14 protein-coding genes are annotated in these 14617 nt (G+C 65.1%); 7 read left to right on the plus strand and 7 right to left on the minus strand.

Features of this window, described 5'->3' with window-relative positions; translation table 11 throughout:
• Positions 1–25 precede the first annotated feature (25 nt).
• The 4 genes from ABEA18_RS11610 (at position 26) to ABEA18_RS11625 (ending at position 4098) form a co-directional block, all read left to right on the plus strand.
• Positions 26–1756, plus strand: a complete 1731-nt coding sequence (locus ABEA18_RS11610; RefSeq protein ID WP_345449567.1) for an AMP-binding protein — start codon at positions 26–28, stop codon at positions 1754–1756.
• Positions 1757–1782: 26 nt separating this feature from the next.
• On the plus strand, positions 1783–2292 hold the full coding sequence (locus ABEA18_RS11615) for a MarR family winged helix-turn-helix transcriptional regulator (protein ID WP_345449594.1): 510 nt from the start codon (positions 1783–1785) through the stop codon (positions 2290–2292).
• 88 nt (positions 2293–2380) lie between these two features.
• Positions 2381–3055 (plus strand): TenA family protein, encoded by a 675-nt coding sequence (locus ABEA18_RS11620; protein WP_345449568.1) that lies wholly within the window; start codon positions 2381–2383, stop codon positions 3053–3055.
• Between the two features lie 119 nt (positions 3056–3174).
• Positions 3175–4098 carry a sulfurtransferase gene (locus ABEA18_RS11625; protein WP_345449569.1) on the plus strand — a complete coding sequence of 308 codons (924 nt, stop codon included), beginning with the start codon at positions 3175–3177 and terminating at the stop codon, positions 4096–4098.
• Here the strand turns inward: ABEA18_RS11625 and ABEA18_RS11630 are convergent.
• From ABEA18_RS11630 to ABEA18_RS11660, 7 genes are all read right to left on the minus strand, one after another.
• Positions 4095–4874, minus strand: coding sequence for an enoyl-CoA hydratase (locus tag ABEA18_RS11630; RefSeq protein WP_345449570.1), 780 nt, complete (start codon positions 4872–4874; stop codon positions 4095–4097). The genes ABEA18_RS11625 and ABEA18_RS11630 overlap by 4 nt on opposite strands.
• A 39-nt stretch (positions 4875–4913) precedes the next feature.
• The gene (gene mmsB, locus ABEA18_RS11635) at positions 4914–5834 is read right to left on the minus strand and encodes a 3-hydroxyisobutyrate dehydrogenase (protein ID WP_345449571.1); all 921 of its coding nucleotides are present in this window, start codon (positions 5832–5834) and stop codon (positions 4914–4916) included.
• Complete coding sequence (locus ABEA18_RS11640) at positions 5827–6873, minus strand: enoyl-CoA hydratase/isomerase family protein (RefSeq protein WP_345449572.1); 1047 nt, start codon at positions 6871–6873, stop codon at positions 5827–5829. The genes mmsB and ABEA18_RS11640 overlap by 8 nt, the downstream gene beginning before the upstream one ends.
• On the minus strand, positions 6873–8372 hold the full coding sequence (locus ABEA18_RS11645; protein ID WP_345449573.1) for a CoA-acylating methylmalonate-semialdehyde dehydrogenase: 1500 nt from the start codon (positions 8370–8372) through the stop codon (positions 6873–6875). Before ABEA18_RS11645 ends, ABEA18_RS11640 begins: the two co-directional genes overlap by 1 nt.
• A 146-nt stretch (positions 8373–8518) precedes the next feature.
• A complete protein-coding gene (locus ABEA18_RS11650; RefSeq protein WP_345449574.1) occupies positions 8519–9913 on the minus strand; it encodes a cryptochrome/photolyase family protein in 1395 nt (464 codons plus the stop codon).
• A 74-nt stretch (positions 9914–9987) separates the two neighbouring features.
• Entirely contained in the window at positions 9988–10659 is a 672-nt protein-coding gene (locus ABEA18_RS11655; protein ID WP_345449575.1) for a fasciclin domain-containing protein, read from the minus strand.
• Positions 10660–10808: 149 nt separating this feature from the next.
• Positions 10809–11585: an IclR family transcriptional regulator gene (locus ABEA18_RS11660; RefSeq protein WP_345449576.1), complete on the minus strand. Its 777-nt coding sequence runs from the start codon at positions 11583–11585 to the stop codon at positions 10809–10811.
• A 208-nt stretch (positions 11586–11793) separates the two neighbouring features.
• On the opposite strand from ABEA18_RS11660, the gene ABEA18_RS11665 reads away from it, so the two are divergent.
• Genes ABEA18_RS11665 through ABEA18_RS11675 form a run of 3 tightly spaced genes read left to right on the plus strand, consistent with a single transcriptional unit; the run spans position 11794 to position 14476 of the window.
• The gene (locus tag ABEA18_RS11665; RefSeq protein WP_345449577.1) at positions 11794–12534 is read left to right on the plus strand and encodes a CoA transferase subunit A; all 741 of its coding nucleotides are present in this window, start codon (positions 11794–11796) and stop codon (positions 12532–12534) included.
• 26 nt (positions 12535–12560) lie between these two features.
• Positions 12561–13247, plus strand: a complete 687-nt coding sequence (locus ABEA18_RS11670; RefSeq protein WP_345449578.1) for a CoA transferase subunit B — start codon at positions 12561–12563, stop codon at positions 13245–13247.
• On the plus strand, positions 13244–14476 hold the full coding sequence (locus tag ABEA18_RS11675) for an acetyl-CoA acetyltransferase (protein WP_345449579.1): 1233 nt from the start codon (positions 13244–13246) through the stop codon (positions 14474–14476). Before ABEA18_RS11670 ends, ABEA18_RS11675 begins: the two co-directional genes overlap by 4 nt.
• Positions 14477–14617: the final 141 nt, after the last annotated feature.

Genomic DNA, 14617 nt, shown 5'->3' on the forward strand with positions numbered 1-14617 from the left:
ATTCACGCAGGGCGAAAGGCAGACAATGACAGTCACCGACGACTTCCGTGCAGCCCGCGACCGGCTCCTCGAGCTACGCACCGACTACTCCCGCGCACACAGCGAATTCCAATGGCCCCGCTTCAACGAGTTCAACTTCGCCCTCGACTGGTTCGACCAGATCGCAGCCCACCCCGCAACGGCGAACAACCCTGCGCTGGTCATCGTCGAGCAGGACGGCAGCTCCACCCGTCGCAGCTTCGCCGATCTCTCCGCACGATCCTCGCAGCTTGCCAACTGGCTCCGTGCCAAGGGCGTCCGCCGTGGCGACCGCATGATCATCATGCTCGGCAACCAGGTTGAACTGTGGGAACTGATGCTCGCCGGGATCAAACTCGGCGTGGTCCTGATCCCCACCACCACACTCATGGGTCCTCGCGACATCACGGATCGCGTGGAGCGCGGCGGCGCCCGGTGGGCCGCCGTCGGGAGCGCCAACATAGCCAAGTTCGCAGAGGTGCCGGGCGATTACACCCTCATTGAAGTGGGCGACGGCGGCCCGACTGGCCACCAGAACACGAGCGCCCTTCAGTACGCCGAAGCGGATTCCGCCGAGACGACGTTCGTCCCGGACGCCCCCACCGCCGCCGACGAGACCATGCTCCTCTACTTCACTTCGGGCACCACGTCGCGCGCCAAACTGGTGGAGCACACCCACACTTCGTACCCGGTGGGACACCTCTCCACGATGTACTGGATCGGCCTGGAACCTGGAGACGTCCACCTCAACGTGGCTTCTCCCGGCTGGGCCAAGCACGCGTGGTCCAACGTTTTCACGCCGTGGATCGCCGAGGCCTGCGTCTTCGTCTACAACTACGATCGTTTCGATGCCAAAGCCCTCATGGAACAGATGGGCCGCGAAGGCGTCACGAGCTTCTGCGCCCCGCCCACCGTATGGCGCATGCTCATCCAGGCGGACCTGACCCTGCTCAAAACGCCGCCCACGAAGGTTGTTTCGGCGGGCGAACCCCTCAATGCCGAGGTGATCGGGCAAGTGGAGAGGGCCTGGGGCCAGACCATACGCGACGGCTTCGGCCAGACGGAGTCAACCGTCCAGGTCGCCAACACTCCCGGGCAACCGGTCAAGACCGGCTCGATGGGACGGCCCCTGCCGGGCTACGACGTCGTCCTCGTTGACCCAACCACAGGTGAAGAGGCCGACGACGGCGAGCTGTGCTTGCGCTTGGACCCTCGCCCGGTGGGGCTCATGAAGTCCTACTTCGGCGACCCGGAAAAGACGGCCGAGGCTTTCCGTGACGGTTATTACCACACGGGCGACATGGCCAGCCGGGACGGGAACGGCGTCATTACCTACGTGGGCCGCGGCGACGATGTCTTCAAGTCCTCCGACTACCGTTTGTCCCCTTTCGAACTCGAAAGCGTGCTGATCGAACACCCCGCAGTGGCGGAGGCCGCCGTCGTGCCGTCTCCGGACCCGGTCAAACTTTCGGTGCCCAAGGCCTTTGTGGTGCTCGCCGCCGGCTACGAGCCCGGTCCGGCTGTGGCCGAGGACATCCTCAGATACTGCCGGCAGCACCTGGCGCCGTTCAAGCGCATCCGTCGGCTTGAATTCGGCGAATTGCCCAAGACGATTTCCGGCAAGATCCGCCGTGTCGAACTTCGAGGCACGGAGGTGGCCCGTCACGGCGACGGTCCGCTGCCTGCCGGCCTGGGTGTCGAGTACACCGAGGACGAGTTCCCGAGTCTGAAAGAATAGGCAGCCAAGCAATGTCAGGAGGAACCGTGGGCAGCCCGCTCCCCCGCGACCCCATCGCCGACGCCCAGCGAAACTGGGAACGCCACGGCTGGGGCGAAGTCGCCGCGCCCATGGCGGCTATCACCGCGATCATGCGCACGCAGCAGATCCTGCTGGCGCGGATCGAGGGCGTGCTGAAGCCGTACGGCTTGACCTTCGCGCGTTACGAGCTCCTGGCACTGTTGAGTTTCGCCCGCAGCGGCGCGCTGCCCATGAACAAAGCCAGTGCGCTGCTCCAGGTGCATCCGACGTCGGTGACCAATGCCGTCGACCGCTTGGAAAAGGCGGCCCTCGTGGTCCGCTCGCCGCACCCCACGGACGGGCGCACCACGCTGATCGAACTCACCGCGGAGGGCCGCACCCTCGCGAAGCGCGCGACGACGGCACTCAACAACGAGGTGTTCGGCCAGTCCGGCTTCGGGGACGAAGACGTCGAGCACCTGATCCGCGTACTGGGAGACTTCCGCAAGGCCGCGGGCGACTTTACAGACGGCTAACGCGTAGTCGTCGATCATGTGCGTCATCCAGGCTTGCCTGCCGGCGCCGGCTGCTAGGCTGCGGTTCTGAACTTCCAGGAGGAACACCGTGGGCTTTGCCGAACTACTAAGGAGCAACTGCGCCGCAGATTGGGACGCAGCCGTCAACCATCCGTTCGTGGATCAGCTCTTCGACGGGAGCCTTCCCGATGACCACCTGCGCCGCTACCTCGTGCAGGATTACCAGTTCTGCGATGCGTTCACGGCGCTCCTGGGCCAGGCAGTTGCCTCAGCACCGTCGCTTCCATCGCGACTCGTGTTCGCACGGGTGCTCGGGGCTTTCGCCTCGGACGAGAACACGTACTTCCAGGATTGCTTTGAGGAGTTATCCGTACCTGAGGCCGACCGGATAGCGCCTTCACTGGGTCCTGCGACCCGCGACTTCGATGCCCTCATGCGGAGCGCTATCGCCACGCGCTCCTACCCGGACGTGTTGGCTGTCGTACTGGTGGCGGAATGGCTGTACGGCGGCTGGGCGTCCCGGGCCGGCGACCCGGCTACATGGCCGTCAGCACCAAAGCATTCGGAGTGGATCCGCCTGCACAACAACCCCGAGTACAACACGTGGGTTGAGTGGTTGCGGGCGGAGTTCGACGCCGTCGAGCCCGTCTCCGCCGAAGACCGTGCCCGCGTGGCCGGGACGTTCGCCGAGGCGGTCCGGCTGGAACGCACGTTCTTCGACGCAGCGCTGGTCCCGCCGGACAGCAATGCTGAAGCCCGTTAGCCCCACTTGCAGACGGTGTATTCGAGTTCGATCAATCCTTGGTCGTACACTTTCGTTCGCGTGACCATATTGTGAGATTCGCAAATCAAATAGTGAGACTCGTACGTAGCATTGTGGCTATGCAGAATTCAGCCGTGGAACCTTTTGTCGATCTCGAATGGCTGTCTCAAAACCGTCGCCGCGTGGTGCTTGCCGATGTGCGCTGGTACCTCGACGGGCGCTCGGGCCGGGAGGCGTACGACGGCGGGCACATCCCCGGTGCCGTTTTTGTCGACCTGGATCGATGGCTCTCGGCTGAGGGATCGCCTCTCGAGGGAAGAAACCCGCTGCCTGCCCCGGACGATTTTGCCTTCGGGATGCGGGGAGTGGGAATCAGCGATGACGACATCGTGGTGGCGTATGACGACGCTGGCGGTGTCATCGCCGCGCGATTGGTCTGGATGCTGCGCGCCACGGGCCACAGTTCGGCTCTGCTGGATGGCGGGCTGGCCAGCTATGAAGGCCCGCTTGAAACTACACATCCCTCGAGGCCCGTCGGTGATTTCACGGCACAAACTTGGCCCGGCAACCGCCTGGCGGAGATCCACGAGCTCTCGATCGCAACAAACTCCGCGGTGGATGCACGGAACCGCGACCGCTTCGAGGGCAAGCAGGATCCCATTGATCCAAGGCCCGGGCACGTGCCCGGCGCGAGGAACGTCCCGTGCAGGGAGAACTTGGATTCTCACGGGAAACTGCGCAGCAAGGCCGAGTTGCTCCGCATCTTCGCCGCGGCAGGAATCACTTCGGCCGAGAATGTGATCAGCTATTGCGGCTCCGGGGTGACGGCTTGCCACAATCTTCTGGCCCTGGAGCACGCCGGTCTAGGACACGGCCGGCTCTTCACGGGCGGGTGGTCCCAATACGGGCACGCGCTCGATTTCCCGGTCGAGCTCGGGCCCGGTAACCCGCCATCCACAGCTCCCCACCGGCCCCCTCGCCTCACAAGTTCGGCTAGGGAACCCTGCCGGCGTGGGCCCAGCGCCGTTTTGGGCGGACCCTAAAGGTGTTTGAACTCCGGCTGCCGCTTCTCCGTGAACGCTGCCATGCCTTCTTTTTGGTCCTCGGTGGCGAACAATGAGTGGAAGATCCGGCGCTCGAACAAAACACCCTGGGAGAGGCCGGTTTCGAAGGCTGCGTTGACGGCCTCCTTGGCCACCATGGCAACCGGCTTGGACTTGGACGCGATCACCTCGGCGGCCTTCAGCGCCTCCTCCACCACGGAATCGGGCGGCACGACGCGGGAAACGAGTCCCGCCCGCTCGGCTTCCTCGGCGTCCATGAACCGCCCAGTGAGGATCATGTCCATTGCCTTGGCCTTGCCCACGGCGCGGGTCAGCCGTTGCGAGCCGCCCATGCCCGGAATGACACCGAGGTTGATTTCAGGTTGGCCGAACTTGGCGTTGTCCCCGGAAATGATGAAATCGCACATCATGGCAAGTTCGCAGCCCCCACCGAGGGCAAAGCCGGACACCGCGGCAATCACGGGAATGCGCAGGCGCGTGAGGTTTTCCCAGGCGCGGAACCAGTCGGCGGCATACATTTCCATGTACCCCTTGGATGCCATCTCCTTGATGTCGGCGCCGGCGGCGAAGGCCTTCTCCGAACCGGTGATCACCACGGCACCCACGGCGGGATCCGCATCCATGTCCGACACGGCCGCCACGATCTCATTCATGGTGGCCTGGTTCAACGCGTTGAGCGCCTTGGGCCGGTTCAGGGTCACCAGGCCCACGCGTCCGCGGAGTTCCACCAGGATGTTTTCGTACTGCTGCGCCAAGCCGTGCCCCTTTTTTCGTAAATGACCTACCCGCCAAGGCTACTTGGCGGACTTGTCCCGGATGTCCGTGATGATGCCGGAGAAGTCGCGCCCGGCTCCGCCTTCGGCTGCGAAAGCGTCGTAGATCTTCGATGCCAAGTGCCCCATTTGGCCGTCCACTCCGGTGCTCTCAAGCGCGTTGACCGCGAGCCGCAGGTCTTTGGCCATGAGCGCTCCGGCGAATCCCGGCTGGTAGTCGCGGTTGGCCGGGCTGGTGGGGACCGGTCCGGGAACCGGACAGTTGGTGGTCAGCGCCCAGCACTGCCCGGAGGCGTTGGAAGCGACGTCGAACAGCGCTTGGTGCGTGAGGCCCAGCTTCTCGCCCAGGACGAATGCCTCGCTGACGGCAATCATGGAAACGCCCAGGATCATGTTGTTGCAGACCTTGGCGGCCTGCCCGGCCCCGTGGTCACCGCAGTGCACGATCCTCCGGCCCATGAGCTCCAGGATCGGCTTCACCGTTTCGAAGTCCTCGGGCAGCGCCCCCACCATGAAGGTCAGGGTTCCGGCTTCGGCACCCACCACGCCTCCGGAAACGGGCGCGTCCACGGAGCGGTGGCCGGCCTCCAAGGCAATGGCCGCGGCCTCGCGGGCCTCATCGACATTGATGGTGGAGCAGTCCAGGAACAGCGTGTTCGGCGCAGCCACCGAGAGCAGGCCCGGTGCTCCGTCCACTCCCCGGTACGCGTCAAGGACGTGCTTGCCGCTGGGCAGCATGGTCAGGACAATGGAGGCGCCAGCGACGGCCTCCGGAGCGGAATCCACCGTGGCAATGCCATGTTCACGGGCTGCCTCGAGTGCTGCCGGCACGGGATCGTACGCGACTACTTGATGACCCGCTTTGACAAGGTTTACGGCCATGGGGCCGCCCATGTGGCCGAGGCCGAGGAAAGCGATAGTGCCGGAAACTGCGTCAGACATGGTCGGGCTCCTTTGAATGAAGTTTGAGTTCACGGTCGCCGAGCGGCGCGAAGAAGCCCTCGACGGCGGCCCGCGACACCTCCGCCAGGGAAGCTGGCTTCCACTGTGGGTTGCGGTCCTTGTCCACAACTTGGGCGCGGATCCCCTCGCGGAAATCCGGGCCAGCCAGGCAGCGCACGCCGACGCGGTATTCCTGCTCCAAGGCCTCCTCGAGGGATAGCTCCCGGACGCGCCGCAACGATTCCAGGGTGACTTTCACGGCCGTAGGCGACTTCGCCTCGATGGTGTCCGCGGCTGCAGCGGCGTCGCCTCCGGCGGCGCGCAGTCTCGCGACGATTTCCTCTGCGTCGTCGGAAGCATAGGCGGCATCGATCCAGTCCCGCTGGCCGGACAGGGCCGAGGCCGGCGGCTCCTGCACGAAGCGCCCGACGGCGGCCTCCGCCGTCGAGCTTTGCAGCGCTTCCGCTAGCGCGGGCAGGCTTTCGGACGGGACGAAGTGGTCCGCGAACCCCAGGAACAAGGCGTCGGCCCCGCTCAAGTGGGCACCCGTGAGGGCTGCGTGGGTGCCGGACTCGCCCGGCGAGCGGGACAGCAGAAGGGTCCCGCCGACGTCGGGCACAAAGCCTATCGTTGTTTCCGGCATGCCGGTGCGGGTCCGCTCGGTGACTACGCGGACGGAGCCGTGGGCTGAAATGCCGACCCCGCCGCCGAGGACCAGACCGTCCATGAAGGCCACATAAGGCTTCGGGTACCGGGCAATGAGCAAGTTCAAGCGGTATTCCGCAGCCCAGAAGTCCGCGGTCTGGTCACCGTGGCGCAGCATGTCGTCGTAGATCGCCACGATGTCCCCACCCGCGCACAGTCCGCGGTCCCCGGAGCCGTGCACCAAGACCGTCTTGACCGCGTCGTCGTCCGCCCACGCGGTGAGCTGCTCCAGCATGGCGTGCACCATCCCGGCGGTGAGTGCGTTGACGGCCTTGGGCCGGTTCAGCGTGATGACGCCGAGGTGGCCGCGCTTCTCGAACAGAACCTCGGCCATTAGCTGCCGGCCGGCATCACGAAGCTGGCGCCCTGGCGGATGCCCGAAGGCCAGCGGGTGGTGACCGTCTTGGTCTTGGTGTAGAAGCGGAAGGCGTCCGCACCGTGCTGGTTGAGGTCGCCGAAGCCCGAGGCCTTCCAGCCGCCGAAGGTGTAGTAGGCGATCGGAACCGGAATGGGAACGTTGATGCCCACCATGCCTACTTCGACGCGGCTGGCGAAGTCGCGGGCGGCGTCGCCGTCGCGGGTGAAGATCGCGACGCCATTACCGAACTCGTGCTCGGAGCAGAGCCGCAGCGCTTCTTCGTAGTCGGACGCGCGGAGGACGCTCAGGACCGGGCCGAAGATCTCCTCCTTGTAGATGGACATGTCCTTCGTGACGTTGTCGAAGAGGGTCGGGCCAACCCAGAAACCGCCGTCGTAACCATCGACCTTGAGGCCGCGACCATCGGTGACAAGCGTGGCGCCCTGGTCGACGCCGGCCTGGATGTAGCCTTCAATCCGCTCTTTCGCCGAGGCGGCCACCACCGGGCCGAAGTCCGAATCCTTGGCCAGGCTCGGGCCGACCTTCAGTGCCTTGATGCGGTCCTGCAGCTTGGAAACCAGTTCGTCGGCCGTCTCTTGGCCGACCGGTACGGCCACCGAGATCGCCATGCAACGCTCGCCGGCGGAGCCGAAGCCGGCGCCGATGAGTGCATCCGCGGCCATGTCGAGATCGGCATCGGGCATGATCACCATGTGGTTCTTGGCACCGCCGAAGCACTGGGCGCGCTTTCCGTGGGCCGCCGCCGTGGCGTAAATGTACTGGGCGATCGGCGTGGAACCGACAAAGCCGATGGCCTTCACGCGTGGATCCTCGAGAAGGGCGTCAACGGCCTCCTTGTCGCCGTTGATGACGTTGAAGACACCGTTCGGCAATCCGGCCTCGGTGAAGAGCTCGGCCAGGCGGAGCGGCACCGAGGGGTCGCGCTCCGAGGGCTTGAGGATGAAGGCATTGCCGGCGGCCAGCGCGGGGCCGGACTTCCAGAGCGGAATCATGGCCGGGAAGTTGAAGGGAGTGATGCCCGCGACGACGCCGAGCGGCTGGCGCAGCGAGTGGACGTCGATGCCGGTGCCGGCGTTGTCCGAGAATTCGCCCTTGAGCAGGTGCGGGGCACCGGCGGCGAACTCCACCACCTCGATGCCGCGCTGGATGTCGCCCTTGGCATCGGGGAAGGTCTTGCCGTGCTCGGAAGAGAGCAGCGTAGCGAGTTCGTCCATGTGTTCGTTGACGAGGTCCACGAACTTCAGCAGGATCCGGCCACGGCGCTGCGGGTTCATGGCAGCCCATTCGAGCTGGCCTTTTTCTGCGTTCGCGATCGCGTTCCTGACCTCATCGGCGCTGGCCAAGGGGAGCTTTGCCTGGACCTCGCCGGTGCAGGGATCGTAGACATCGCTGAAGCGCCCGGAGGTCCCGTCGATCCTCTGGCCGTCAATGTAGTGGGAAAGTTCGCGCACCATGGAATGCTCCTTTGCATATGGGGAATACCCGCCATCGGCCTCGAAGGCACATGTCCAACTGCGCTCCGGGACGTCTTTGATCCCGAATATACTCGGACTTCCTACTAATTTCTAGAGCACGTCAGCTGGTGCTCAGTTGAGCCCGCTCAGCGAGGCAGGTTGCCGTAGGCATCCAGAGCCTCCCGGCGCGAGGCCTTAAGGTCCACCACCGGCTCCGGATAGTCCGCCGTGGACAGTTCCGGGATCCACTGGCCGACGTAGCTGCCGTTCGGATCGAATTTCTTGGCCTGGGTTTCCGGGTTGAAGATCCTGAAGAAGGGCGAGGCGTCCGCGCCGGAACCGGCTACCCACTGCCAGTTCGCGGGATTGGACGCAGGATCGGCATCCACGAGGGTGTCCCAGAACCATTGCTCGCCCACTTGCCAGTGGATACCAAGGTTCTTCACCAAGAGGCTGGCTGAGACCATGCGGACCCGGTTGTGCATCCATCCTGTGTGCCACAATTGCCGCTGGCCTGCGTCCACGATGGGGAACCCGGTGCGGCCCTGCTGCCACGCGCGAAGGAGATTTGCGGCTTCCTGGACGGCTGGTTCATGCGAGCCGGCACCCTGACCACCCGGCCAAGCCCACGGATAGTGGTCGAACCCGGGCCGCAAATTGGCCGTTGCAAGGTCCGGATGATGGAAGTACTGGTGCCAGCAGAATTCACGCCACCCGAGTTCCGAGGCAAAGACTGCTGCACCGTCGCCCAGTTCCTGACGCCGGCATTGCTGGGCATGCCATACCTCGAACGGGCTGAGTTGCCCCCACCGCAAGAAGGGCGACAACCGGCTGCTGCCCGGCACGTCCGGACGGTCCCGGTTCACCGAATAGTCCGCGAGCCCGTTCTCCACGAAGTCGTCAAGAAGCTCATGCGCCTGGGCCGAACCCGGCTGCCAGCTTTCCGCCAGCCCCGCAGACCAATCGGGGTTTCGCGGCAGCATTCCCCACGTGTCCAAATCCTCGGACTCAGGGAGCCGGCCGGAGAATCCCCGGCCCGGTTCCGGAGCCTCTAGCGGTTCACGGAAATCCAAGCCGGACACGGTCCGCCAAAAAGGCGTGAAGACCTTGAACGGGCCGCCTTGCTTCGTGGTCACGGCCCACGGCTCGTGCAGCAGGGAGGCCTGGAAACTCTCCGCGTGCATCCCGGATTCGCGCGCCCAGGTCTTGATGCCGGCGTCGAGCATTCGCTCCGGCTCGCCGTAGCGGCGGTTCCAGTACAGCGAACCGGTACCCACCGCCGTCGCGGTTTCCCGGACAACCTCCGTTGCCGGTCCGCGGCGCAGCAAAAGCGGAACACCCAGGGCGGCAAGGTCTTCGCGAAGGGCAAGCAGGGAATGATGCAGCCACCAGCGGGAGGCGCCGCCGAGCGGCCTGATACCAGGTGATTCCTCATCGAGGACGTAGAGCGCGACGGCGGAACCGTCGTCGGCTGCCGCCCGCAGTGCCGGGTTGTCCGCGGCCCGGAGGTCGTCCCGGAACCACACGATCGACGGCTTCACTCATCCCCCTCGAATTTCGTGCAAAGGTCATGCCCCCTAAGACGAATCTTAAGGGGCACGGCCGGTACTGAGATTTACTTCGGCATCAGGACGGAGTCAACCAGGTACACCGTGGCGTTGGCGGTGTGGACGCCACCACAGATCACGGCAGAGCCTCCGTCAACCTTGAGCGCGTCCTTGGTTCCCGTAACGGTCACGGAGTCGCCCTCAACCGTCTTGTGGGTGCCCACGATCTGGTCCGGGGTCAGCTGGCCGGGGATGACGTGGTAGGTGAGGATCTTGCTCAGGAGGGCATCGTCCGTCTTGAGGGTGTCGATGGTGGCGGCGGGGATCTTGGCGAAAGCGCTGTCCACCGGAGCGAAGACAGTGAACTGGCTGCCGTTAAGCGTGTCCACAAGGTTCACCTTGGGGTTCAGCTTGCCGGACACCGCGGCCGTGAGGGTCTTGAGCAACGGGTTGTTGGAAGCGGCCACGGCTACGGGGTCGAGAGCCATGCCGGCAACCGAACCTGCACCACTGGGAACCTGGGAGGCGTAACCTGCACAGCCCGGGCCAACCAGGTCTTTGGTCGGGTCCATCGCGGCACTTGCCGAGGCGGAGGGGGTCGCCGCCATGGTGGACGACGGGCTCGGAGCGGCCGACGACGGTGAGGCCGTGGAAGCGGAGCCGCCACAAGCAGTGAGGCCCAGCAGGGCGGAAGCGGCGAGGCCGGCGATCGCAAAAGACGTGCGCTTTGTAGCAAGCATGACATTTCTCCTTCAAACGGACTGACATTCGGTGCCGGTTGATTCCGGTGTGAAAGCACTTCACCCTTGCGGGCTAAGTCCTTATGCCAGCTATTCGGAGGTGCGGGCCGGGTGGATGGGTAGATCTTCAAAACTTAATTTGGCACCCCTCAAGCGGGGCTCATGCGGTGCGCTTCTTCCATGAGCAACTTGCCGAGGAATTCCTGGCGTTCAGGACGGAATCGCGGCTCGATCCCAGTGAGGGACAATGCGCCGATTGGCCGGCCCAGCTGGTCGAAGACAGCGGCCGCCATTCCCCAACTGCCTTCGAGCACCAAGCCGGGATTCACCGAGTACCCGGCTATTCGGGTGCGCTCAAGGTTCCGGCGCACCACACTCTCGGTGTGGCCGGCGGCGAAGTCCCCCGCATGCCGTTCCCAGCCGGACAGGATCATTGCCTGTTCTTCGTCCGGCAGGAAGGCCATGATTGCCGTGCCGGCCGACGCTACGCCGAGCGGGAACCTGACACCCTCGTGCAAGACGAACGACCGCACGGGGAAGCTGCCTTCCTCGCGGAGCACGCAGACGGTTTCGTGGCCACGACGGATCGAATAGAAGGCGCTTTCCCCGCTCTCCTCTGCCAAGCGGCGCAGACTGGGCCGGGCCAAGTCCTCAAACGGGAACCGCGCAGCCGCCACCGACCCCAGCAGGAAGATCTCGGGTCCCAGGATCCAGTTCCCGGTCCGCTGGTCGTGGTCCAGCAGGCCTTCGGCGGCGAGGGACGCGAGCAAGCGGTGCACCGTAGGGCGGGTTAGTCCGGACTCACGGACCAGGCCAGCGATGGACATGCCCTCCGGCTTTCGCCCCACGAGCCGGAGGAGCGCGGCGACCCGGCCCACCACTTGGGCGCCCTGGACCGGCTTGATGTGCGGCTGCTGAGCTGGCAACGCTACCCCGTTTCAAAAATTTCCTCCACAATGTGGACACTTCTAAGACTAGCGTCCACACTGTGCAAGTTCAGCCCTACTCGCCGTGCGGGACCGTTGACCCTCCGCGCAGAGCCGCCCTAAGCTCCTTTTCAGACCGCTAACTCAGCCCGGTGTCCACAAAGTGGATAGCCGATGAGGGATCCTACTCAAAGACGAGGACAAAGCCATGGCCAAAATCCAGCCCAGCGCAGCCGTTGCACTTCAGGACGTCCTCCGCGACGGCCAGACGATCGCCGTCGGCGGCTTCGGGCTCAGTGGCATCCCCGCGGACCTGATCGACGCCGTCCGCGATTCGGGCGTCAAGGAGCTGACGGTGGTCTCCAACAACATGGGCATTGACGGCAAGGGGCTTGGCGTCCTCATCGAAGCCGGACAGGTCCGTAAGGTCATCGCCTCGTACGTGGGCGAGAACAAGCTCTTCGCCGAGCAGTACCTCTCCGGGCAGCTCGAGGTCGAATTCGCTCCCCAGGGCACCTTGGCCGAGCGGCTCCGCGCCGGTGGTGCCGGCATCCCCGCCTTCTACACGCGGACCGGCGTCGGCACACTGGTTGCCGAAGGCAAGCCGCTCGAAGAGTTCGACGGCGTCACCTACGTCCGCGAGCGCGGGATCGTCGCCGACGTCGCACTGGTCCGCGCGCACACCGCGGACACGGACGGCAACCTGATCTACCGCTACACGGCGCGGAACTTCAACCCGGTCGTGGCGACGGCGGGAATCGTGACTATCGCGGAGGCCGAAGTGATCGTGGAGCCCGGCGAATTGGACCCGAACCACATCGTGACGCCCGGCGTCTACGTCCAGGGGCTGGTCCAGGCGAGCGGCCGGACCAAGGACATTGAGCAGCGCACCGTCCGGCCCCGGCTTTCTAGTACCGTCCGGCCCCGCACTGAAGCCCCGGCCGTCTAAGCACCCACCCGACAAGGAGAACCACCATGGCATGGACCCGCGACGAAATGGCCGCCATTGCGGCCCAGGAGCTCAACGACGGCGATTACGTCAACCTCGGCATCGGCATTCCCACCCTCGTTGCCAACAACCTGCCCGACGGCGTGCGGGTTGTCCTGCAAAGCGAGAATGGCCTCCTCGGCATGGGACCTTTCCCCTACGAGGGCGAGGAAGACGCCGACCTCATCAACGCCGGCAAGCAGACCGTCACGGTCCTGCCCGGCGGCAGCATCTTCGACTCGGCAACGTCTTTCGGCATGATCCGCGGCGGACACGTCAAGGTTGCCATACTCGGTGCCATGCAGGTTTCCGGCAATGGCGACCTCGCCAACTGGACCATTCCGGGAAAGATGGTCAAGGGCATGGGCGGCGCCATGGACCTGGTGGCCGGCACCCCGCGCGTCGTGGTCCTCACCGAGCACAATGCCAAGGACGGGAGCGCCAAGATCGTCCGGGAATGCACCCTGCCGCTGACCGGGCTGGGGGTGGTGGACCGGATTGTCAGTGACCTCGCTGTGTTCGATTTGTTCAAGAACGACGACGACGACGGGCGGCAGCTCACGCTGACCCGCCTCGCCACGGGGATCACCGTAGAGGAACTCCGTGAAAAGACCGAGGCAGCGTTCGACGTCGCATTGGAAACCACTCCTGCATTGGAAGGAACCCTGGCATGAGCCTGAAAGAGCAGTTCGGCAAAGATGTCCTCCTCACCGGATGGGGACACAGCAAGTTCGGCAAACTCACGGACGAGACGCTGGAGTCCTTGATCGTCCAGGTGTCCGCGGAGGCCATCCGTAACTCCGGCTTTGAGCCGCGGGACATCGACGAAATCTACCTCGGCCAGTTCAACTCAGGCATGCAGCCCCTTGGCTTCACGTCCTCGCTGGCGCTGCAACTGTCCGAGGACCTGGCAAACGTGCCGGCTACGAGGACGGAGAACGCCTGCGCCTCCGGTTCTGCAGCGTTCCAGCAAGGCGTGAAGTCTGTCTTGGCCGGCACTGCCCGGAACGTCCTGGTGATCGGGGCTGAAAAAATGACCGACGCCGGAGCCGACGTCGTAGGCGCAGCCCTTCTGGGAGCGTCCTACGAAATGGCGGGCAAGGCCTCCACCACCGGATTCACGGGGCTGTTCGCCGAGGTGGCCAAGCACTACGAAAAGCGCTACGGCGAGGGCATTCGTGGTTCTGGCATCGATGGCGCTGGTTTTGCCGGCGGCCTGGGCGACGTCCTCGGTTCCATCGCCGCCAAGAACCACCACAACGGCATGGACAACCCCTACGCGCAGATGCATAGGGACTTCGGCGAAGAGTTCTGCCGGACGGTTTCCGAGAAGAATCCCATGGTTGCCGAACCGCTGCGCCGCACGGACTGCTCTCCCGTGTCCGACGGCGCCGCCGCCGTCGTGCTTTCCCTCGGTCCGGCGTCGGGCGCTGCTACCGACGCCGTGCGGTTGGCGGGCTTCGGGCACGCGAACGACTTCTTCCCGGCGGAGCGCCGCGACCCCACCGAGTTCGCCGCCACGCGGGTCTCCTGGGAGCGCGCGCTGGGGATGGCCGGCGTCGGGATCGATGGACTGGACTTCGCCGAAGTGCACGATTGCTTCACGATCGCCGAACTGATCATGTACGAGGCCATGGGACTGACGCCGCGTGGCGAAGGCTCCCGGGCGGTTCAGGAAGGCTGGGTCTACAAGGACGGCAAGCTGCCCATCAATGTGTCCGGCGGCCTCAAGGCCAAGGGCCACCCCGTGGGCGCCACCGGCGTGTCGCAGCACGTCATCGCGGCCATGCAGCTCACGGGAACCGCGGGCGCCATGCAACTGCCCAACGCCCGCCGCGGTGCCGTGCAGAACATGGGCGGCGTAGGCATTGCGAACTACGTTTCGATTTTGGAGTCGGTCTAAAGACTCCCGCTGAAACTCACCGCTTTTGACGCCCGACGCCGACGGCGGCCCGCGTAGTGACGCGGGCCGCCGCTTCAAGGCCAAAGGTGGGGAGTTCCGGCTGGCCCATTCCCCAGCTACCGCCCCGGGTCTAAACTGACC

The sequence above is a fragment of the Arthrobacter gyeryongensis genome (assembly GCF_039543785.1).
Taxonomy (GTDB): domain Bacteria; phylum Actinomycetota; class Actinomycetes; order Actinomycetales; family Micrococcaceae; genus Arthrobacter; species Arthrobacter gyeryongensis.